The following is a 20,535-nucleotide window of genomic DNA, read 5'->3' on the forward strand; positions in this document are numbered from 1 at the left end:
TTCAACGATAAGCAAAGTTAGGTCATTTTTTGATTTAATGCAAATATCAGCTACATTTTAATTGGTACACAAACAGTTCAAGGAACCCTAATGAAACAGTTCATTTTATCTATTTTATTCATGATTTATGGAACTGATCTTTCTTATGCATCATCCAACACCGTTGAATGTACTATGAAAGAAATGAACGATACAATTTCTTTTGTTATTCCTGAAACTATGGGTAAGGTCCCTTCGGTTGATTTTGCCTATCCCATTAAAGTGATTGAATTCAGTATGAGATCAGGTAACTTACTTCTGGTTGCTGTTGATCAGGAAGACTCCTCTCGTCCAAGATTATTTATTTCAGCGCAATTAAATAAAAAGAACAAGACCTATATTGGGCAGTTTATGACAGATTCTGGTGGTAATGAAATACAACTGGATAATGGAGTAGTAACCTGCAAAGTGAATGGTACACATAATTAAATCAAGTCAAACGAAATTAAAAAATAATCCATAAGATTAGAGTGTTATAAATGTTTCATCATCCTACAGCTTTTGTTAAATAAAAATCGGGAAAGATTATATTTTATATACTAATAGTGTTATAATTATTCATGTATTTTTATAAGTGAGTTAAAGATGCTTTTATTTAGTTCTGCTAAACCAACTGTGACATTTACTAAATTAAATCAGGTTAATGAAAATTCATTTAATAGCCATTTAGAATTGGTCACTAAATGGTTCACCAATGAGTGGGGTTATATTCATGATAAAATTGGTGATGGTCAATTTAAAGAACCCGAACAAGCCATTGAAGATCGTATGCAATACTTGACCGAAAATGCAGGCCGGGTTTATTTGGCTTTTTATAACGAACTCGTTGTTGGTGCCTTTCGAATCGAAAATAAAATGCTAGATACCAATGAAATATGGTTTATCTACGTCGATCCCTCGGCTCGTGGTTTAGGAGTCGGTCGTCAAATAGTACAGGAAATTAAACGTCTATCGAAAGAAGATAAGGCCAATATCGTCTTATTAGAGACTTTAAAACCTAATTTAAATCATTTGTACAAATCTGAAGGTGCAGAACAAATTTGTGACAATACTCTGGATAACAATCCTACTGATGTGTTAAGAATAAAACTGTAAACCATTCAAAAATAGTAAAGTACAACAGCAATTTGATTTAGGGTGTGTTGACAATTCATCTATTTATTTCCAACGTCGCGGGACGTCGAAATCGGAATTGTCAACACACCCTACTTGAATCACAAAAACCTTTTTAGTCCAATATCTTCCCTAGTACAATTTTTTTTCTGTTCCTTTTGTTCCCCAGACTGGCAACAATGATATTGAGTCGAAAGTGCACCAGTTCATTTAAGAGGATAGGATCTGATTAATGCCCAACAGGATACATTTAAGGTGACTTTATGATCGTTTGTAATATTGTTTGTCATTGTGTATTTTTTTTGATAAAATTTTTCCTCATATATTTACATAAGGTTCAACATGTGCTTTAAGTCCTCTAATTGTTTGTGTCACTATTTGGAACAGGCTATTAAACAAGATAAGACACAAGAATTAAAAGCAATTTTTACTAGTTATTATCTTGATGAGCATTATAATTTCATATTGGATGCCTATCGATTGCTCGAAATCAGAAGTGATAATAAATATACAGCTGAAATGAATCAATTAGTAAAAAACTATCTTTTAGACCGCTCTGCAGAATCAATTAATGTTAAGAATGAGTATGTAAAACGGGACTTTATGAGTCTATACGATGAAAAGATTGACGATCTTGGGTCAGCAAGATCCTCGCTTAATGAAAAGCTCCTTCTGCTAATAAAAGATGTTCAGTACCTAGTCTATCAAAATCTCTCAGGTATGGACTCCTTTGATAATTATCTCGCCAAAACCAAAAAAGAAAGTATGGATGATCTGAACAATGTGAAATCTCACAAACGAAGTGGATGTACTATTATCTAGGAGAGATTATAAGAAGCCCCCTTCTGATTCTCGTTTCAATTCCTGATGATGAATAAAAACAGTTTTTTAAGCGGTCACAATAAGTTATCAGGAATAAAAATGTGTCTACTTCAACTAAAGTCATTTATGTTCCTTAAAGCACTATCCAAAAATAATTTGGCTTACAGTCTAGAGAGCAAAAATCAAATATAATTAAACAACGTTAATCCTTGAATACGGACAAAGCTTTGTTGCGCGATCTGTAAATTCAGGACTTGGATGTTAAATTCTGTGGCGACTTGTACAGGATCGATCTCCCTGAGCAGTTTCAAAGCCGCGGCACTGGTATCAAGCAAATTCTTATTCGCATTATCGGCACTTTCCAATTGATTTAATCGAGCGCCCAAATCAGCTTGAACCTCGGAAATATGGGAAAATGCTTTATCCAACTGAGCCAGTAATTGATTGTTTTCAGTTTCCGTTGCTGCCTTATCCACTGCTGTTTTATAGGGTTTATTCAGATTGGCTATCATACGTTGTACTGTTGAAAACATGGATTCGTTTTTAGATGGTGCAATTGCGAAAGAATCGCCCGCCTGTGGTGTACCACTGACCGTCATTTCCATACCATTAAAAGAAATTACTGAACCTTCCTGATATAAAGGAGCATCATCAGGTAAACCAGTAGGTGGAATTACATCTCCACTCGCAGTGCCACTAACCATGACCACCAGTTTGCCTTGAGTATTCAGTGCAAAACTCATAGAATAATTATCAGATACATAAGCAAGTGGATTAACGACTGATCCGGTGCTGACTACCGCGGTGCCCGCGTTTGGAGTAGCGGTTTGGTTAATTGTAAAAGTTCCATTGCCATTGGGTATGCGCATAAACACATTATCGCCAGTATCGTTAATGGCTACTTGTAAACTATGGGTTACTGCCTGAAATCGTTGCGTACTGTCTCCATTATAAATATATTGACCTGCGCCATTTATAGAAAACGGCTGAACTAAAGATTTCCCGCCACTAAACATGTAATTACCATTTGAATCTTTGGTATTAGCATAATCCTGTAATTGACCCAGGAGATTTTTCGCCTCTACGGATAAGGCCTTTCTATCTTCTTCAGATAAAGAACCATTACCTGCCTGAATTTGAATTTCTCTCAAACGGTTTAATGAGTTAATTGCATCACTTAATATCCCCTCTTCCAGACTCAGGGCACTTTCCACAGATTGCCGATTTTTTTGCAACAGTTCTGTAGTACCTATACGATGATTCATCAACTCGATCTGAGCAGAGGCTACCGGATCATCAGATGGCGATTCAACTTTCAACCCGCTGGATTGCTGAGACTGCAATTTCATTACCCGTCCTTGCAGATCTAATAAATTATTTAATCCACTTTGATACATTTGATTGGTAGAAATTCGCATTTATCACCTCATCATATCGAATAATAAGCTCATCATTTGATTGGATATTTCCAGCAGTTTACCTGCGGCCTCATAGGCCTGTTTAAATTTAAGGAGATTAATTCCTTCCTCATCTTCATTCACGCCGCTTTTGCTTTGCCAAAAATCAAGAGCTTGTTTATGTAATACATCGGCTGATTCAGAACTTAATTGAGCTTGTTTGGTTTGTCCGCCAACTTCAGCCAATAAATTGGCATAACGATCAAAAAGATTTTCAGTTCCATTCGATAATAACTTGCTTTGTTGAATACCCGACAAACTTAAACCATTACGGTTGTCACCTGCGGCGCCTGAATTATATTCCGCAGTAAATTGATCCCCTGATTTAGGTATGCCTGAGATCACTACAGAATAGGATGGATTCAACGCATCAGGTATCTGAACTGTATTATTTGTATTGGGTACAAAGGCTAGAGGTCCAGTTGTTGTGCTGTCCGTTACATTAACCAGGTTATATTGAGTGTCCGAAATAAAATCAATTCGATACTGTTTATTAACTGCCGTAGTATTGTATACCGTGCCTAAAGCAATTTGTCCCTGACCTGAATTATTCAGTGAGGCTCTGGTACTGACGGGTGAAGCCAAAGCAATTTCACGCGCATCATTAATTTGCAATGCCAAATCTCTTGCTGCGCCACGAGTTGGAATAAGGGTAAAATGATCATTATTCGCAAGATTTGCAGTATCATCAACGGTTATCGTCATACCCTCAAAAACGAGTTGACCTGCTGGTGGCGTGGGTGGGGTATTAGTCCAGTTTAGTATAGTTGAAGATCCATCTGATTTACGAGTCACTCGGACCTCATTGGTCAATGCATCGGTAACTACCACTTCGTAATCGCTTAATTTCGTTTGTGATATATCAGAAATGGCTACCGATAATACCCCTGTTCCTGTATTTGTTGTTGGCGCTACAACCCTGTTCCTTTGCTGCGCAGGACTGTTGAAATCAGTAAAGAAATCCTTACCAATTTGATTATTCAAATCCATACCCAATTTATGCTGCGCATTAAAGGTTTGCGCCAGTCCTATGGCCATTTGACCTATCATTTGGCCGGCTTGAGCAATCACATCGTGTTCATAATCCATTAATCCACCAAGCATACCTGAAGTCAATCGTGATGAAATATCAATTTGACCGGTTCCATTACTCAAATAAACCTTGGTTCCGGAAACTCCAGAATTACCAGTACCGACAACCAGATCCCTTTGCTCAGTGCCTGACACCAGCATATCACCAGTTGCAATTCCTACACTGATTGTGCCATCGCCCTGATCAAAAATAGACAAATTGGTATATTGAGACAGCTCTTTAAGCAATTCATCCCTTCTATCAAGTAATTCTGGTGAATCAGAAGTACTCATCAACTGTTTATTTACTGCCGCTATATCTTTAGTAAGTTGATTGATTTGGCGGACTGCACCCGAAATCTGAGCCGTTGAATTTTGTTGGTATTCATCCAGTTTTGTTTGCATGGATGTAAACTGTTGCACTAATATTTGGCTTTGTTTTAATGCCACACTTCTTGAGGAAATACTGTCCGGAGCACTGTTTAATTGGCCTAAAGCATCAAAGAAAGACTGTAATGAGGTAGAAATACTGGTTCCATCCTGAGACAGTAATTTATCAATCTGAATGGCTTGATTGTAGAAAGTATCAAATTGCGATTTAAGGCTTAAAGTACTTCTGACTTGCGAATTAATGAATTGATCAACATTTCGATCAATTGACGAAACAAAGACGCCACTACCAACGAATGAACCGGCATAACGCTGAGAAGGTCCAGGACTAAACTGAATGGTCTGTCGTGAATAACCTTTAGTAGTCGCATTAGCTATATTGTTTCCGGCCACTGTGAAGGCACGTTGAAAAGCACTTAATCCTGAATAAGCAATACTCAGTATGGACATATTCGTTCACTCCCTAAACTAATACATGCAATTATTTCAAGTGTTATACTTGATCGGCTAATCCACATCTTTGTATTGCCTGATTCAACTCATCGCCATGATAAATAGACAGTATTTTACTTCCGTAATTCGGATCACTTGCATATCCGGCTTTATGCAATTCCTGAACGTAGAGGTCTGGATTCCCTGCATTAGCCAATGCGCTCTGATAGCGATCACTGCCTTTTATTAAAGAAACATAATCATTAAAACTGTGTTCAATCGAAGGATATTTACGAAACGACGCATTCATGCTGATTGGCGTATCGGCAATATACTCCGTAGTTTTAATATTCACTGATTCGAATTCTTTACTGGAACCGGTTTTAACATTAAATAAATTATTACTGCTGGAACCGTCTGCATCTTTTGCAACAAACTTTCCCCAACCTGTTTCAAGAGCGGCTTGAGCGATCAATACTTTGGGATCAAGTCCCATTAAAGATGCTGCCTGTTTGGCTTTAGGCCAAATGGACTTAACAAAGTCATCAATCAGTGCCGCTTCTGTTCCCTTTTGCTCTTTAGGCTCGTTCGTCCTGTTCAGTGGAAGTGGCGAATCAGTACTTGCTGATTTAATGGAATCAGGATGATTTTTAGCCACAGTGCCTTCCAATTGTCTGGACAACATGGCAGCTAAACCTATGCCACCAGATCCCGCTATATTATTAGCATATTGCCCGTCCAGCATCTCCTGAAAAGTTGCCTCATTCTTGCCACTAAAAGGACTGGACTCATCAAGAAAATGTTGTCCCATACGCATACTTTTAAGCATGGATTGCAAAAATATGCCTTCAAATTGCTTGGCAACTTCGGGTAAAGCCTTTTTTTCATCTTTATTAGCCTGGACTTTCAATTCGTTTAAACTTTGAAAATCGCTGACCGCAATCCGTTCTACTTTCATTTCCATCACCTGTTCATTACATCTTTAAATTACGATTAATGTAGCATTCAACGCACCTGCCTGCTGTAAGGCTTCAAGGATGGAGATTACATCCGCCGGCGTTGCTCCTACAGCATTAATTCCCCGAACGATATCCTTCAATGTGGTTCCTTTAGGAAGAACGAAAGCATGATTACTCTTTTGCTGAACATTAACCTGAGATTGTTGTGTTGAAACAGTTCTTCCACCAGCAAATGCATTAGGTTGGCTTATTACAGGCGTCTCGGTAATACTGACAACCAGATTTCCATGAGATACCGCCGCCGATTTAACAATTACATTACTGGAGATAACCACAGTTCCAGTTCGTGAATTAATAATAATTTTTGCAACGGGTTCTCCCGGCCTGAACTCTATATTCTCCAGGACAGACACATAATCTACTCGTTGTGACAACTTTTTCGGAGCGGTGACTGTCACTGAGGCAGCATCCAGAGGTCTTGCGGTACCAGGTCCCATCATTTCATTAATGGCATCGCTCATCCTTTTTGCAGAAGTAAAATCAGGGATATGCAAATTGAAGGTTAGTGTTTTTGAAAAATAAAAAGGATTGGGAATATCTGCTTCAACAGTAGCACCATTAGGAATTCGACCTCCACTTGGAACGTTGACTGTGACACTGGAACCATCAGAACCCGATGCGCTGATTCCTGAAACAACAACATTTCCCTGCGACATGGCATAGACACGACCATCCGCTCCTTTTAATGGGGTTAGCAATAAGGTTCCCCCTAATAGACTTTTAGAATCCCCTATGGATGAGATATTAACATCCAGCGTTTGCCCTTTTTTCATAAACGTAGAAAGGCTGGCCGTTACCATCACAGCAGCAATATTTTTGGAATTAAGTTTAGTGCCTGCAGGGATATTAATACCCAACTGGGTTAACATATTGGCGAAACTGTCTTCAGTATATTTGGTACCTGATTTATCACCCGTACCATTTAAACCCACAACCAATCCATAGCCAACCAACTGGTTAGTTCGAACTCCAGCCAAAGTAGCAATGTCTTTGATCCGCTCAGCAAAAGCCTGGCTTGCCATCAAATTCATTACGATTAACCATGTAATAACCAGCACTCGCCGCATTACAGTTCCTTGTCATTAAATCGTTTACCTAACCCGCACCTGTTCAAGCGTTTCAAAGGTGCACATTGACCCATGTAAACTTCGCTTCTCAAACCTTTTGTGTCATACACTAAATCAGTAGTCACAAATTAGGCAAAATGTCTCTTAAAATTATGTTGGGAATAAGGGACTCCAGAGGAATCGAGCTAACCAACCTTGAGCATTCGTATTATTTATTTGCCCCGTTCCACCATAAGATATTCTGGCATTCGCAACTCGATCTGAATTAATCGAATTATCCGCTCGGATATCCTGAGGCCGAACTATACCAGAAAGTTGTACGTATTCATTACCCTGATTAATTTTAACCCATTTTTCGCCTTGAACCACCATATTTCCATTAGCCAGTACTTTTGCCACCGTAACCGAAATACTACCAGCCAATCGATTATTCTGAATAGACTTTGCATCACCAGTAAATTTCCGTTGGTTACTCAGATCAAAATCCATACTGTATCCGCTACCTAATGATATGGGCCTGCCCAGAAAGAGATTATTAGTCACTTGTTCTTGATCATTTTTCTTTTGCGTAGTAGACGCATTTTTTTGAGCATCCGTTCGCTCGACCAGGAAAATAGTCAATATATCACCAGGATGTCTTGCTCTTGGAGTTTCAAAAAGTGGCAAAGCGGTCTCACTGCTGTAAATTGCTCCATTGGCTTTACGCAGTTCCTTAGGATCAGGAGAAGCTGGATAGGTTGGCGCATAATCTGGATTAGTACCTGGAGCAGGTGGGTTAATTGCTTCACAGCCGCTCAAAAGTAGTACCGACACACAAGTCGCTGCTAAAGTTATAGTTTTCATGACACTAATCCGCTTAAAGAGTTTGCGTTAAATACTGCAACATACTGTCAACAGTCTGAATACTCTTTGCGGTAATTTCATAACTTCGTTGTGCCTGAATCATATTAACCAACTCTTCAACCACATTGACGTTTGATGCCTCAAGAGAACCTTGCAGTAAGGTTCCTAATCCAGAATTACCCGGATTATCAGTTTGTGGCGTACCACTGGCAGCTGTTTCAGTATATAAATTCTGTCCTATTGGCTGAAGACCTGCATTATTAATAAAATTGGTTAACTGGATGGTTCCAATCACTGATGGTGTATTATTTCCAGCAACAGTTGCACTTACTGTTCCATCTGTCCCTATTGTTATGCCTGTTGTTTGAGCGGGAATAGTAATCGCAGGTTGAATGGGATATCCATTACTATTAACAATCTGTCCCGTATTATCGGTTTTAAGACTTCCATCTCGTGTATAAGCTTGAGTACCATCAGGCATCAAAACCGTTAAAAATCCTTGGCCTTCAATCGCAACGTCCAGAGGATTTTGGGTATTTTGCAAACCACCCTGAGCAAACATTTTTTCCGTAGCTACTAAATGAACTCCTGTTCCCATATTGATTCCGGTTGGGATTTGAGAGTTTTGAGAAGATTGTGCGCCGGCCTGACGCAAGTTTTGGTATATTAAATCTTCGAATAATGCCCTACCCTTTTTAAAACCGGTTGTATTAACGTTTGCAAGATTATTCGCAATGGTAGCAATATTCTTATCCTGGGCTTCCAGGCCTGATTTACTGACCCATAGTGCTGGTTCCATGAAAGTCTCCCGCAATTATTCTTATTATTATAAAGACTAGTCCTGCAATAGTTGTGCCAGTTTCTGTCCATTATCATCAACAGTTGATAAAATTTTCATTTGAGCATCAAATTCGCGACCGGCACTAATCATTCCAACCATCTGATCAATTGCCTTAACATTGGACCCTTCAATCGCGCCATTAATCAATTTTACAGTCGCATCTGCCTTGGCAACACCACCTTGCTTAAGCTGCAATAATCCCTCGTCATTTTTAACGATATTGGTTTTATCCAGTGTCACCAGCTTAATTCTATCCAGTATTGCCAGACTTTTGATATCTCCATCCAAAGGAATAATAGTTATCGTGCCGTCATTACCAATTTCTATAGATTTTGCAGGTGGAATGGAAATAGGTCCGCCATCCCCTAGAACCACCTTACCTGAGGCAGTAATTAATTGCCTGTTAACATCCAGGCGCAGACTCCCTCCACGCGTATAAGCCTCTCTTCCCTGACTGTCTTTTACTGCCATCCATCCTTCACCATCTATGGCTATATCCAGATCACGGCCAGTGGGTATAATTTCTCCTGGAGATAAATCAATGCCATTAGGCCCTTGAACGATAAACGATTGTCCGTTTTTATCATTGATTCCATTTTCATTGTTCATATACATGGTTTGCGCCTGATATAAATCAGCTTTAAAACCTGGGGTGTTAATATTCGCCAAATTATTGGCGATTAATTCCTGTCGTTTAAAATCAGAACGACCCCCACTTATTGCATTATACAGGATAGGCTCCATGGCTTATCTCCTACCGAATATTAATGATGGTTTGAGTAATGGCATCCCCTGTTCGGATGGTTTGTGCATTTGCCTGAAAGTTACGCTGGGCACCGATTAATTTAACCAGTTCGCTGGTTAAATCCACATTAGACTCTTCCAGTCTGCCGGAGTTAATCAATCCCAAACCACCGGTTCCTGCACCACTCACCAAAGGCTGACCTGAAGAGAAGGTCTCTGCCCAACTCGTATTACCTAAATTTTGCAGGCTTTCAGGATCAGCAAAGTTTGCCAACTGAATTTGCCCCATAGTCAGTGTACGTCCATTCGTATAACGTCCCAAAATGATTCCTGAATCATCAATATCCAAACCAGCAAGACTGCCTGTTGTATACCCGTCATTTTGAGTAGACTGAACAGCAAATGGACTACCAAATTGTGTACTGTCGGATAAGTCAATATTCAAACTTAAAGGATTAGACCCATTATTTAAATTAAGAGATAATGGAATTAAATTATTGGGCAATGCCGCATTGGCTGTATTGGTTACCCCAGCAAAAGTTCCATCGGTATTAAAGTTTGCCCTGAACAAATTATCCGTATTATGTGGCCCGACGTTGGCAGGTACGTTTTGATTATCAATTTGAAAAGCAACATACCATTGATTTTCAGTACCTGCTGGCGACGCAGCATTGGGATCCCCTGCTGCAGCTGTTGAATCTGCCTTGACAAAATACATGCTCAATACATGAGAATTACCCAAACTGTCATAAATAGTTGATGAACTGACATTGTTATAAGTATCCGTAGAAGGTGTAGCGCCACCAGCCCAATCAACCGCAGGTGCTTTACTCTGTGAATATAAATTGACGCCAGCAGTTACTAAAGTACTCGCTCTGGGGCTAATATTGGCAGTATTGATTTGCAAATCTCCTGAAGCTCCCGTAATGGCACCACTTTTATCAGCAAGCAAACCGGTTAATCGCTGGTTATTTGCATTCACTATATGATTTTCATTATCCAGTTTAAACTGACCAGCCCTGGTATAAACCTTGGCGCCCTGATCACTTAGAATAAAAAATCCGGAGCCATTAACGGCAAGGTCCAGAGTATTATTCGTTGGGCTTAAAGTTCCCGTTGCAAAAGATTGATGGACTCGAGATAATTTGACACCACTACCAACTGAAGAACTGCCAGTGCCATAAGCACTATAAGTATAAATATCGGCAAATTCCGCACGCGCTCCTTTAAATCCTACTGTTGCAGAGTTAGCAATGTTATTTCCAATTACATCCAGGTCTTTGGTTGACGCCTGAATTCCACTTAATGCCGTATTAAAAACCATAATAGCCTCCTGCTTATAATTTTTAGCACTCACCCTGATACATGCAGAGATTGCGGATAGTTTATACTGTTATTTGCCTTACCTGATCCAAAGAAATTGAACCTACTCCGGCTACATTTAATTTTAAACCTTCTCCATTTTGTCCCAGGCTTACACTGTCTACATTTGCTGAAGTCATGGTTTTTAAGGCAACTTCCTGTCCACCATAAGTTCCGTTGACTTTGATTTTATAATTACCCGCAGCTACGCGTTGATTATTTTGATCGGTTCCATCCCAACTAATTTGAAAGAATCCCGGTACAGGTTGCCCTAAAGAAATCGTTTTAAGCAGCTCACCTGACTCTGAGTAAATAGACGCTGTTGGATTAGCAAGTCCTGCTGGCATGTCAATAGCCGCCTTTGCTTCACCATCTGCACCCAAACTCATGCTGTCGCTGTGAACCAGAACTTTACGACCCACCAGTGCCGAAGCTTGAAGAGCCTGGTTTGATTGTAAGGAGGTGGCCATTTGCTGTAACGAATCCTGCATACGGGTAATACCGTCATTTGTACTAAATTGCGCCAGTTGCGATAAGAACTCACCATTGGGTTGAGGTTGCATGGGATCCTGATTTTGTACTTGAGCGACCATGAGTCTTAAAAAATCCTGCTGACCTAAACTTTTTCTGGCAGACTGATCTACCTGATTCAGGCCTAAATTAGTTGCTGAATTAGATCCATTTACTGAATTTGTCATCCTTTTCCCCTTATTCATCTTATTCACCCAATTGCAGTGTTCGCTGCATTAATTGCTTGGTTGTATTCAGTAATTCTATGTTCATTTGATACGATCTGGACGCAGAAATCACATTAGCCATTTCTTCTACATAATTAATGTTGGAGGTATAAACAAAACCGTTCGAATCCGCCAAGGGACTATTAGGATCATATCGCTTTGAAGGTTCTGCATTACTTTCATAAATTCCTTTCAGTTGCACACCCGCCTTAATGTTCTCTCCCATCCATTGCTGTGCTTTTTCCTGAACTGCTTGAAAGATAGGATATTTTGCTTGATATACTTCTTCAGGACTGCTCGCTTCAACGTTCGCATTACTCAGATTTCCAGCACTGGTTGTTAATCGAGCAGTTTCTGCCGTCATAGCCGATCCGGCAATGTCAAAAATAGCATTTAATGACATGATTATTCCCCTTTTAACGCTACAATCATGGATTTGATTTTACTGTCAAGAAAACTCAGACTTGCTTGATAATTCAGCGCGTTCTTCGCAAATTCTGCAGTTTCAATATCTTTATCCACCGTGTTACCGTCCATGGATTTATGATTCGATACTCGGTATTTCATTTGAGTAGATAAATCAGCATTGGTATTAATATGGTTAGGAGAAGTCACCTGCATCTGCTGAGAGTTTCCTGCCATAGAAGCAGCCAGTACTTCATTAAAATCCATATCCATGGCTTTATAATTTGGAGTATTGACGTTTGCCAAATTGTTCGCTAATTGTGATGCACGGTGATCTCGAGCAATAAGCGCTTTGGCATGAATCCCAAAGTAAGAATCAAGATTAAGAGGCATATTCACTCCTTTTTATTATTAATCATAGTAAAGCAAACATTGTGCCAATACAGAAAGAATGAGAAAATATGGCAATTTAACCCGTCTGGAGTACTCTATTATGTCAGTCCTTACGTCAATTCCTCCAAACGCCATCCAACAAATTAAATCTTATCTGCTCCATCTGCAAAATACAATTTGCTCTTCAATTGAAAAGCTAGATGGCCAAGCACAATTTAGAGAGGAATCCTGGGAGCGTTCAGGTGGTGGAGGCGGGATCACGCGAGTGCTATCCAACGGTCGAGTATTTGCCAAGGCAGGTGTCAATTTTTCCCATGTTTCAGGAGAACAACTACCTGTTTCTGCCACTGCGCACAGACCAGAACTGGCCGGTAGAAATTTTAGTGCTTTGGGCGTTTCGCTGGTGATTCACCCCGAAAACCCCTATGTCCCCACGTCTCATGCAAATGTACGATTTTTTATCGCTGAAAAAGAAGGAGCAGATCCCGTATGGTGGTTTGGTGGCGGATTTGATTTGACTCCATATTACGGTTTTGTCGAAGATTGTAAACACTGGCATCAAACGGCATATGAAGCCTGCCAACCTTTTGGCTCGTCAATCTATCCTGAATTTAAAAAATGGTGTGATGATTATTTCTTTATCAAACACCGAAATGAAGCACGTGGGATTGGGGGTTTATTTTTTGACGATTATAATAAAATCAGTTTTGAACACAGTTTTGCTTTGATGCAAAGTATAGGAAATCATTTTATTCCGGCCTACGCACCAATAGTTTCACGTCGAATGGAACATCCTTATGGACCTGCAGAAAAAGCATTTCAAAATTACAGGCGCGGTCGTTATGTCGAGTTTAATTTAATCTATGATCGAGGTACTTTATTTGGCTTACAATCGGGAGGCAGAACGGAATCCATATTAGTGTCTCTCCCACCCGAAGTACATTGGAACTATAATTGGCATCCCGAAGAAGGCAGTATGGAAATGAAATTATATACCGATTTCCTTCCTGCAAAGGATTGGATTAATGCTGTTAATTAGAGATCCAGAATTCAATGGGCTATATAATTTATAATGTGAATTATGGCCTGTTGCCATCTCATCACATCAGTACTATCAAATCGCTACATAACGCATGATTTCAATCCAACCCAACATCACTTTTTTTCTGGTTCCTCAAACAGAACCATAATCCCAACGCAGCTACACTATTCATGAGACTAAGCAATAGAAACACTTGAGGAATAGCCACTTTAAAATGCAATAAGACCATAACCAAAAAGGTTCCAAACACCATAAACAAAGCATTATAAATATTATTTGCTGCAATAGTTCGTGCCCGTGCGTCAGGATGACTGGCTACCTGTAAATAGGTATATAAAGGTACCACAAATAACCCGGCACTAAATGCCAGCATAAATAGATCAAAAGCAATTCGCCAATGATTAAAATGAGTAAAAAAGACGAGCAAGGTCGTCAGATGATCCGATACCTGAATCTCTGTCGGGGATGCCCAATACAGATCAAAAGTAAAGCAGGTTAATGCCAACATAGCTACAGGGACTACAGTAAGAGAAACACTTCCTCGTAGAAACAGATTAATCATTAAAGATCCTGAAGCGATACCAATAGAAAATAATGCTAAAAATACTGCGAAAACATTGGTATTAGCCCCCAAAACATAATGGGAGTAATCTGGTAGTTTGGTAAGTAATACGGCACCAATTAACCAGAACCATGAGATAGTCAAAGTAGATAAGAACACTCCTTTTTCCTTTTTAGCCTGTTTTAGCATGGCTACTGTCGAACGCCAGATATGTAAATCCAACACTAGAGCAGGAAGTGATGATGGCGCGCTTGGAATAAACATACTGGATGTTAACCCTGTAAAGGCCGCACACAAGGTCATAACGATAGCTACATAAGGGGCTCCATGCTCCGAGCCTATCGCTAAAGTCCCCAATGTGGTACCTAATAGAATGGCCATAAATGTACTGGCCTCAATTAAACCTGTAGCGCACATTAAATCCTGTTTCGGCAGGTGATCAGGCAAAATAGCATATTTTATCGGCCCGAAAAATGAAGAGTGAATTCCCAGTCCTAAAAGAGTAAACATCATAAAAAAAATACTCTGTCGGTACAAAGCAAAACCGCCCAATATCATCAGGATGACTTCAAATACCTTTACTAATCGCGTTAAAATTGCTTTATCTAACTTATCAGCTAACTGACCAGAGGTTGCAGAAAAAATAAAAAAGGGAGTGATATATAATGTACCCGCCAATGCCTGATAATATTCGGACTGGGACTGGTTACGGCTTATATGATAGCTAATCATGGTTAACATTGCCAATTTATAAGCATTATCATTAAAAGCACCGAAAAACTGAGTAAGAAAAAGCGGTAAAAATTTTCTCTGCTTTAAAAGATAAATATACCCTGCTCCCACGATCACCCCATCACTGCTATTTTAAATAGAATATCAGCAAGGATATTGGTGTCCCGATAGAAAGTAAATGAAAAAACTCAATTACCTGATTAAATAGGGTTTGTTGGCAAAATGCTAAATGTTTCATTTCAAACGTTATCCAGATCTCCCTGTAAAGGCCTTCTCCCTCAGCCCTGAGGGAGAAGGACGTTCCAGGGAGATCTCGATAACACTTGAAGTGAAACATTTAGCATCTTTTCAACAATAAATTAAGGCTAGTTGGAAGAGCGGGATAACGTATAAATAATGAGGGGATTTAAATAGTCGATATAATTGAATAAACAGACCTCTGTTACGAAAAGATCCTGCGTCGCTCCTAAGCCCTGATCCATTCAAAATAGTGCACTCAATCCGCTAAACGTCCTTGTTTTCTGCGTATGAAATACAACCGAGGATTTAATTTAATGTAGGCACAGACAAGTACTGATTACGAAACCGATCACGCAAATGAGAAGGTTCCTCAGCTTGTTCCGAACCTAAATTCAAGCGCTCCAATACCTGGGCTGATAAAGGGGCAATACTTCCCTCAAGAGCTTTCAAGGCAAAGCTTCTTTCAGATGAAGGAACCAACACTGCAATTTGATTTATCGCTTTAACAATGCAATTGGCAATTTCATGTGCTTTATGTTGTTCAACACACAGTTCCAAATCCTCGCCTTCATGCAACAAAGTTTGCCAAGGTCTTTTATTAAAAAATCCTGGTGTACCTCCGAAGCGACGCTGTATGTCATTCTGCTCCATTTCTTTATCATAATAATCCAATCGCACCGAAAAAGTTTCATGGTCGACACGCAGATTCCAGTCCGAATTGTAGTGGCGTACATACATTTCATTAAACAAATTAACAAACGTATTTAAGACTTCATTGTCCCTAAATGCCAAACCAAGCTCCACGCGCATCCCACTTCTTTTTTGATTGACGTTCCAATGAACACCAACAATACCGTCTGATTGCAATAAAGATTCATGTTGAGGCATTGCTCCTGGCAAGGTATAAGTACTGCCCATAATAGAAAAACCATGCGAAAAATTTCCAAAATCTGATTTTTTAGGCACTACCGAGCAGACACCAAAACGTTGCTCTATCTTCTGGAATAGTTCATCCAGAGGTTTCTCACATACTGACGCATCCTTGGAACGTTTAATATGAAGATGATAATCATAACAAACCGCCCCAGGATTAACTGCGGAATTTATAGTCGTACGCCGAATAACAGCATCTAAACCTAATTCGTCTTTAAAAAATTCAACCAGTGCTTTTCGGTTTGCGGAAAAACCTAAGGGACTTTGATCGATATCCCCTTTAATTTCGGAAAAGATTATTTCGGCCTCTCCTTCTGGCCGTAATAATAATCCTAAATATACAGCAGCCTGAAAAGGATGTTTGTCATAGGTAACGGCCCCATACGTTTCGATAACACGAGTTACTCTTCCTCTAAGGATATCAAATAACCATCTCGCATGTTCCCCATTAGGAACCGGGCTAAAACAACACACATCAATTTGTTTTTTATTGTGTTCAGGTAAATCCTGCAGACTGAATCCTATAGTAAAATTATTTTCCTTTTTATAACTGGCTAATGCATGACCATCACCCATTCCGGAATCAACAATTATAGCAAACTCATTATTTTGCTCTAAGTGAGCTGTAAGCAATCGTTGATTTCGGGCACGAGATAATTTAGCGAAGTGTAAACGATTATAATCCAGCCAATCCCTGCTATGTGGATAATCGATCACAGGCCAAGGCAAACCGTCATCAGCATATATCGTGTTCTGCACTTGTGTTCTTACACTCTCAATATCCGCTAATTTTTGGGAGTCAACGTTACATGGAACAGCAGAATGTTCCCTTGATGGCATACGATCATCCTCATTATCCCCGTAATTTGATGCCAAATTACTTAAGATATTCAATAACTCATTCATGTAATGCTGAAACTGAATCCGAACTATCTCAGGTTGCTCTAACCAATTGAACCTCTCCAATATTGAGATCAAATGATCAATTCGTCGCAAATACTGTTGTTCAATTATTCTTATTTGCTGTTCAGTTAATCCATTGATCCGAATACTTGCTTCATCATCCGCGATAACGCTGATTTGATCCGACAACAATCCTTTAATATCACTGACAAAATCATTTAAATTTAAAATAGCCTGTTTGACCTCATGTCCATCAGGTAAGTGACGCATCATCTTATTAGTAATGGAAAAATGAGGAAGATTTTGTGGCGATAAATCTGAACCAATCCAGGTATAAGACCCTTGAGCCTGATGTATTGAATTGGCGGCGTTCTGCTTTAACTCATTTAGTAACTTGGAAAACATAGTTATTACCCACATCGAATGATTAAAAAGAGAGCACTATAAGCTATTTGCGAACAAAATGGTATGACGAAAAACGGACAGTCAAAAATTGACATGTCAATAAAAAGCGATTGTCCTCCAATAAAAATCATGTTAAACTGTGCTAATATTAATCATATTGAGATATAAATGACTGATAAGACCGTTTTTATAGCACATCCTTGTTTAAAGCATCATGAAATGATTAAGGATATATGTCGACCGCTACAAGGTCTTGGGGTACATTTTTTCGGATATACCGCCGTTGATTCAATGAATAATGGATATTGCCTTGGCTCCAGAGCAAATTATGCAGAAGAATACCTTCGTAAAAAACATGTAAAAAATGATTTAAATTATAGAGATGAGAAACCTAAAAGTAAAAATGACTATGATTTTTGGGACTTTCAAGAACTGGATGCAAACAAAAAAGACCTGTACCAGATGGCTGCAGAGTTTGATCAAGGACATACGTTAAGCATTACCAAACACGAAATGGACATGACCCACAGTTTTCACTTTAGTGGTCATCTGGCAGATGAAGGTTTTAACCAACGTTTACTTGAAAAAATGGACACCTTACATGCCTTCATGGATTTATTTAACCACCAATTAAAAAACATCCCTGAACTCAATGAAATCTATAATCATCCTGAGCTTATAGACAACCCGGTTACTTCAGAGAATAGAACCATCACATTAATTGATGCCGATCCACGCAGTTTCACTATTGATAACAAAGCGCGTCATACCATTAACTTTAAATCTGAATCTAAATATCTATTAACAGCTAATGAAAGAAACTGCTTAAAGTGGTTAATCAAAGGGAAATCAGCTGAAATGATAGCTGAGATTAATCACATTTCTAAAAAAACAGTTGAGCGATACATCGCGTCATTAAAAGAAAAGTTTCAGTGCTATACCCTGTTCCAATTAGGCCAGAGAGTAGTTGAGTATGGGATAGCAGAGCTTTTATAATCAGCGTACCAGTGAGTTAGGGATTTGCACAGTTCCACTATCATCCGTTTAATTCACTCAGGCTGACTCATCCAGCAAATGCGCTATTTTTGTTGTTTCACCCTGATAAAACAGGGTATCAACGGGACATAATACAAATTGTTGGGGTAATAATTCCTTTTTAATTGGCTTAAATCCATTCTTTTCATAAAACCTTTGCGCTGCTTGCAATTGATCTACCGTGCCAAGAAATAATTGTTTGAAACCGTGTTTTAAAGCGTTCTTAATCAACGTCCTTAGTAATAATGACGCAATTCCCAAACCGCGATATTCAGGCGTAAGAAAAAATTTTTTCAGCTCACCTTGTGAATCATTTAATTTCTTTAGACCGATGCTCCCAATAATCACTCCTTGAGCATCAACTGCATACCAAAAATTACAGGAATTATGAAAATAGTATTCTTCTTCTGCCTTAAGAATGGATGCATTGATTTCTGGTGTTATATTGATATTAAATTCATCAACCTGAATTCTCTCAATCATATGAATTATTTGTTTACGTAACGTTCTTGAAGTTGAAAGTCTTAATATTTTAATCTGATCACGAACGATACGACTTTGCTCCAATGCCCAGGCATATTTACCAATGGCTCCGATTACCTGCTCTTGATCTTCCTGAGTCAAAAAATGAAAGGCCCGCTTAATTTTGGTATTTGAATATTCATCAATATACTGTATTTTTTCTTTACCCTTTTCGGTGATTCTAAGAAAACGTTCCCGCTTGTCTATCCCTTCGGTTACTGAGATTAAACCATCTTTAATCAGCGATGCGACAATACGTGATAATGTGGGCAAGGAAATTAATAATAATTGACTCAATTTGGCACTGGTCACATCAGGTTCTTTATTGATTTCGATTAAAGCATGCCAGTATGAAGGTTGTTCTTTGGCATCCACCTTATTTAATTGCAACATTCCTAACTCTCGAATCAATTTTCTGGAATGATGTCTTAATAAATCAATTGAATCGTTCATTTGCAGAACCTTAGTAACAATTATAAATATAATTTCAATTTTAATGTATTTTACTTAAAATAGCACAACATTAAACATATTTTAATCATAAATTTGGTCTTTTATGTTGCATAAAAAGCATAAATTAGTTAAAATAGTTTCATATTTTATGTATTTTTATAATAATGCTATTCATTTACCAGGATATAAATAAAAAATCCGTTTTGCGTTTACTGAAACGTATTACTTAATCTGTATGGAGTTTCTATGGATCATCTAAATCAATTATCAGCCCTTCTGCCTCTTATTGCATTAGTGTTTATCTCTTTAATAAGTCCAGGCCCTGACTTTGCCATTACCGTAAAAAACAGCCTGGTTTATTCAAGACGCACCGGTTTATTAACCGCACTGGGTATCGCATTGGGAAGTTTAATCCACATCAGTTATACCCTCCTTGGCTTAGGTCTGTTAATAACAGAAATTCCTGTTTTAATGCGATGTATCCAATATATTGGCGCATCATACCTCTTATATATTGGTTATAAAAATCTGATGTCCAAAGCCGCTGGAGAACGCATCGATGGATATGACAGCTCTGTAGATCTAAAACCTTTACACGCATTTTCAGTAGGCTTTATAACCAATTTAATTAATCCCAAAGCCATGTTATTTTTTATCAGTCTATTTTCCGTACTCATGCCCCGGGATATTTCAGACTCCAGTAAATTAGTTTTAGCCTTCGTACTTTTTTTAGAAACCTTGCTCTGGTTTTCATTTGTAGCATTCAGTCTTTCTGGAAAAACGACCCGAACAAAATTCCAGAAAGTCAGCCATTGGATTGAGCGAGTAACCGGATTCATTTTAATTGTACTTTCACTTAAATTATTTTTTAGTCAAATTACCGTTTAACACGATAAAAGGCCTAACCGCATATATAAGTTACTGCCAAACAGCATATCTAGTGTAAAGAACATGAGCCTGTACTTCCAAAATG

Annotated in this window: 20 protein-coding genes; 6 read left to right on the forward strand and 14 right to left on the reverse strand. The window is 38.8% G+C overall.

What is annotated here, in order from left to right:
• The first annotated feature begins 90 nt into the window (after positions 1 to 90).
• The 3 genes from Lqua_RS16105 to Lqua_RS16115 all read left to right on the forward strand — a co-directional run bounded on the left by Lqua_RS16105 (position 91) and on the right by Lqua_RS16115 (position 1,974).
• Positions 91 to 468, forward strand: a complete 378-nt coding sequence (locus Lqua_RS16105) for a hypothetical protein (RefSeq protein ID WP_058475308.1) — start codon at positions 91 to 93, stop codon at positions 466 to 468.
• Positions 469 to 624: 156 nt separating this feature from the next.
• Complete coding sequence (locus Lqua_RS16110) at positions 625 to 1,134, forward strand: GNAT family N-acetyltransferase (RefSeq protein ID WP_058475309.1); 510 nt, start codon at positions 625 to 627, stop codon at positions 1,132 to 1,134.
• 360 nt (positions 1,135 to 1,494) lie between these two features.
• A complete protein-coding gene (locus Lqua_RS16115) occupies positions 1,495 to 1,974 on the forward strand; it encodes a hypothetical protein (protein ID WP_058475310.1) in 480 nt (159 codons plus the stop codon).
• A gap of 182 nt (positions 1,975 to 2,156) precedes the next feature.
• Here the strand turns inward: Lqua_RS16115 and flgL are convergent, their stop codons facing one another.
• From flgL to flgB, 11 genes are all read right to left on the reverse strand, one after another.
• Positions 2,157 to 3,392, reverse strand: a complete 1,236-nt coding sequence (gene flgL, locus Lqua_RS16120; RefSeq protein ID WP_058475311.1) for a flagellar hook-associated protein FlgL — start codon at positions 3,390 to 3,392, stop codon at positions 2,157 to 2,159.
• A gap of 3 nt (positions 3,393 to 3,395) precedes the next feature.
• Positions 3,396 to 5,342 (reverse strand): flagellar hook-associated protein FlgK, encoded by a 1,947-nt coding sequence (gene flgK, locus Lqua_RS16125; protein ID WP_058475312.1) that lies wholly within the window; start codon positions 5,340 to 5,342, stop codon positions 3,396 to 3,398.
• 43 nt (positions 5,343 to 5,385) lie between these two features.
• A complete protein-coding gene (gene flgJ / locus Lqua_RS16130) occupies positions 5,386 to 6,282 on the reverse strand; it encodes a flagellar assembly peptidoglycan hydrolase FlgJ (RefSeq protein ID WP_058475434.1) in 897 nt (298 codons plus the stop codon).
• A 24-nt stretch (positions 6,283 to 6,306) separates the two neighbouring features.
• The gene (locus Lqua_RS16135; protein ID WP_058475313.1) at positions 6,307 to 7,410 is read right to left on the reverse strand and encodes a flagellar basal body P-ring protein FlgI; all 1,104 of its coding nucleotides are present in this window, start codon (positions 7,408 to 7,410) and stop codon (positions 6,307 to 6,309) included.
• Between the two features lie 150 nt (positions 7,411 to 7,560).
• Entirely contained in the window at positions 7,561 to 8,253 is a 693-nt protein-coding gene (gene flgH, locus Lqua_RS16140; protein WP_058475314.1) for a flagellar basal body L-ring protein FlgH, read from the reverse strand.
• 13 nt (positions 8,254 to 8,266) lie between these two features.
• Positions 8,267 to 9,052 (reverse strand): flagellar basal-body rod protein FlgG, encoded by a 786-nt coding sequence (gene flgG, locus Lqua_RS16145; protein ID WP_058475315.1) that lies wholly within the window; start codon positions 9,050 to 9,052, stop codon positions 8,267 to 8,269.
• Positions 9,053 to 9,088: 36 nt separating this feature from the next.
• Complete coding sequence (gene flgF / locus Lqua_RS16150; RefSeq protein WP_058475316.1) at positions 9,089 to 9,838, reverse strand: flagellar basal-body rod protein FlgF; 750 nt, start codon at positions 9,836 to 9,838, stop codon at positions 9,089 to 9,091.
• Positions 9,839 to 9,848: 10 nt separating this feature from the next.
• Positions 9,849 to 11,162, reverse strand: coding sequence for a flagellar hook protein FlgE (gene flgE / locus Lqua_RS16155; RefSeq protein WP_058475317.1), 1,314 nt, complete (start codon positions 11,160 to 11,162; stop codon positions 9,849 to 9,851).
• A gap of 61 nt (positions 11,163 to 11,223) precedes the next feature.
• Entirely contained in the window at positions 11,224 to 11,898 is a 675-nt protein-coding gene (locus Lqua_RS16160) for a flagellar hook assembly protein FlgD (protein WP_058475318.1), read from the reverse strand.
• A 19-nt stretch (positions 11,899 to 11,917) separates the two neighbouring features.
• A complete protein-coding gene (flgC, locus tag Lqua_RS16165; protein ID WP_058475319.1) occupies positions 11,918 to 12,340 on the reverse strand; it encodes a flagellar basal body rod protein FlgC in 423 nt (140 codons plus the stop codon).
• Positions 12,341 to 12,342: 2 nt separating this feature from the next.
• Positions 12,343 to 12,735: a flagellar basal body rod protein FlgB gene (gene flgB / locus Lqua_RS16170; RefSeq protein WP_058475320.1), complete on the reverse strand. Its 393-nt coding sequence runs from the start codon at positions 12,733 to 12,735 to the stop codon at positions 12,343 to 12,345.
• A 100-nt stretch (positions 12,736 to 12,835) separates the two neighbouring features.
• On the opposite strand from flgB, the gene hemF reads away from it, so the two are divergent.
• Positions 12,836 to 13,774 (forward strand): oxygen-dependent coproporphyrinogen oxidase, encoded by a 939-nt coding sequence (gene hemF / locus Lqua_RS16175; protein WP_058475321.1) that lies wholly within the window; start codon positions 12,836 to 12,838, stop codon positions 13,772 to 13,774.
• A 100-nt stretch (positions 13,775 to 13,874) separates the two neighbouring features.
• Here hemF and Lqua_RS16180 read toward each other — a convergent pair whose 3' ends face one another.
• Both Lqua_RS16180 and Lqua_RS16185 read right to left on the reverse strand, forming a co-directional pair.
• Positions 13,875 to 15,182, reverse strand: coding sequence for an MFS transporter (locus tag Lqua_RS16180; protein WP_058475322.1), 1,308 nt, complete (start codon positions 15,180 to 15,182; stop codon positions 13,875 to 13,877).
• A 435-nt stretch (positions 15,183 to 15,617) separates the two neighbouring features.
• Complete coding sequence (locus Lqua_RS16185; RefSeq protein WP_058475323.1) at positions 15,618 to 17,552, reverse strand: hypothetical protein; 1,935 nt, start codon at positions 17,550 to 17,552, stop codon at positions 15,618 to 15,620.
• Between the two features lie 168 nt (positions 17,553 to 17,720).
• Between Lqua_RS16185 and Lqua_RS16190 the strand changes: the two genes are divergently transcribed.
• The gene (locus Lqua_RS16190; RefSeq protein ID WP_058475324.1) at positions 17,721 to 18,548 is read left to right on the forward strand and encodes a helix-turn-helix transcriptional regulator; all 828 of its coding nucleotides are present in this window, start codon (positions 17,721 to 17,723) and stop codon (positions 18,546 to 18,548) included.
• Positions 18,549 to 18,605: 57 nt separating this feature from the next.
• Here the strand turns inward: Lqua_RS16190 and Lqua_RS16195 are convergent, their stop codons facing one another.
• Complete coding sequence (locus Lqua_RS16195) at positions 18,606 to 19,562, reverse strand: bifunctional helix-turn-helix transcriptional regulator/GNAT family N-acetyltransferase (protein ID WP_058475325.1); 957 nt, start codon at positions 19,560 to 19,562, stop codon at positions 18,606 to 18,608.
• Positions 19,563 to 19,808: 246 nt separating this feature from the next.
• Between Lqua_RS16195 and Lqua_RS16200 the strand changes: the two genes are divergently transcribed.
• On the forward strand, positions 19,809 to 20,450 hold the full coding sequence (locus Lqua_RS16200; RefSeq protein WP_058475326.1) for a LysE family translocator: 642 nt from the start codon (positions 19,809 to 19,811) through the stop codon (positions 20,448 to 20,450).
• The last annotated feature ends 85 nt before the right edge of the window (positions 20,451 to 20,535 follow it).

It is taken from the genome of Legionella quateirensis (genome assembly GCF_001467955.1).
Taxonomy (GTDB): Bacteria; Pseudomonadota; Gammaproteobacteria; order Legionellales; family Legionellaceae; genus Legionella; species Legionella quateirensis.

What these genes read in the sequence shown, in the direction of transcription:
- Lqua_RS16115 (WP_058475310.1), top strand. Translation starts at nt 1,495, where the DNA reads ATGTGCTTTAAGTCCTCTAATTGTTTGTGTCACTATTTGGAACAGGCT.
- Lqua_RS16105 (WP_058475308.1), top strand. Translation starts at nt 91, where the DNA reads ATGAAACAGTTCATTTTATCTATTTTATTCATGATTTATGGAACTGAT.
- Lqua_RS16190 (WP_058475324.1), top strand. Translation starts at nt 17,721, where the DNA reads ATGACTGATAAGACCGTTTTTATAGCACATCCTTGTTTAAAGCATCAT.
- flgK (WP_058475312.1), bottom strand. Translation starts at nt 5,342, where the DNA reads ATGTCCATACTGAGTATTGCTTATTCAGGATTAAGTGCTTTTCAACGT.
- flgC (WP_058475319.1), bottom strand. Translation starts at nt 12,340, where the DNA reads ATGTCATTAAATGCTATTTTTGACATTGCCGGATCGGCTATGACGGCA.
- Lqua_RS16135 (WP_058475313.1), bottom strand. Translation starts at nt 7,410, where the DNA reads ATGCGGCGAGTGCTGGTTATTACATGGTTAATCGTAATGAATTTGATG.
- Lqua_RS16185 (WP_058475323.1), bottom strand. Translation starts at nt 17,552, where the DNA reads ATGTTTTCCAAGTTACTAAATGAGTTAAAGCAGAACGCCGCCAATTCA.
- Lqua_RS16160 (WP_058475318.1), bottom strand. Translation starts at nt 11,898, where the DNA reads ATGACAAATTCAGTAAATGGATCTAATTCAGCAACTAATTTAGGCCTG.
- flgG (WP_058475315.1), bottom strand. Translation starts at nt 9,052, where the DNA reads ATGGAACCAGCACTATGGGTCAGTAAATCAGGCCTGGAAGCCCAGGAT.
- flgH (WP_058475314.1), bottom strand. Translation starts at nt 8,253, where the DNA reads ATGAAAACTATAACTTTAGCAGCGACTTGTGTGTCGGTACTACTTTTG.
- Lqua_RS16110 (WP_058475309.1), top strand. Translation starts at nt 625, where the DNA reads ATGCTTTTATTTAGTTCTGCTAAACCAACTGTGACATTTACTAAATTA.
- flgF (WP_058475316.1), bottom strand. Translation starts at nt 9,838, where the DNA reads ATGGAGCCTATCCTGTATAATGCAATAAGTGGGGGTCGTTCTGATTTT.
- flgJ (WP_058475434.1), bottom strand. Translation starts at nt 6,282, where the DNA reads ATGAAAGTAGAACGGATTGCGGTCAGCGATTTTCAAAGTTTAAACGAA.
- hemF (WP_058475321.1), top strand. Translation starts at nt 12,836, where the DNA reads ATGTCAGTCCTTACGTCAATTCCTCCAAACGCCATCCAACAAATTAAA.
- flgB (WP_058475320.1), bottom strand. Translation starts at nt 12,735, where the DNA reads ATGCCTCTTAATCTTGATTCTTACTTTGGGATTCATGCCAAAGCGCTT.
- Lqua_RS16195 (WP_058475325.1), bottom strand. Translation starts at nt 19,562, where the DNA reads ATGAACGATTCAATTGATTTATTAAGACATCATTCCAGAAAATTGATT.
- Lqua_RS16200 (WP_058475326.1), top strand. Translation starts at nt 19,809, where the DNA reads ATGGATCATCTAAATCAATTATCAGCCCTTCTGCCTCTTATTGCATTA.
- flgL (WP_058475311.1), bottom strand. Translation starts at nt 3,392, where the DNA reads ATGCGAATTTCTACCAATCAAATGTATCAAAGTGGATTAAATAATTTA.
- flgE (WP_058475317.1), bottom strand. Translation starts at nt 11,162, where the DNA reads ATGGTTTTTAATACGGCATTAAGTGGAATTCAGGCGTCAACCAAAGAC.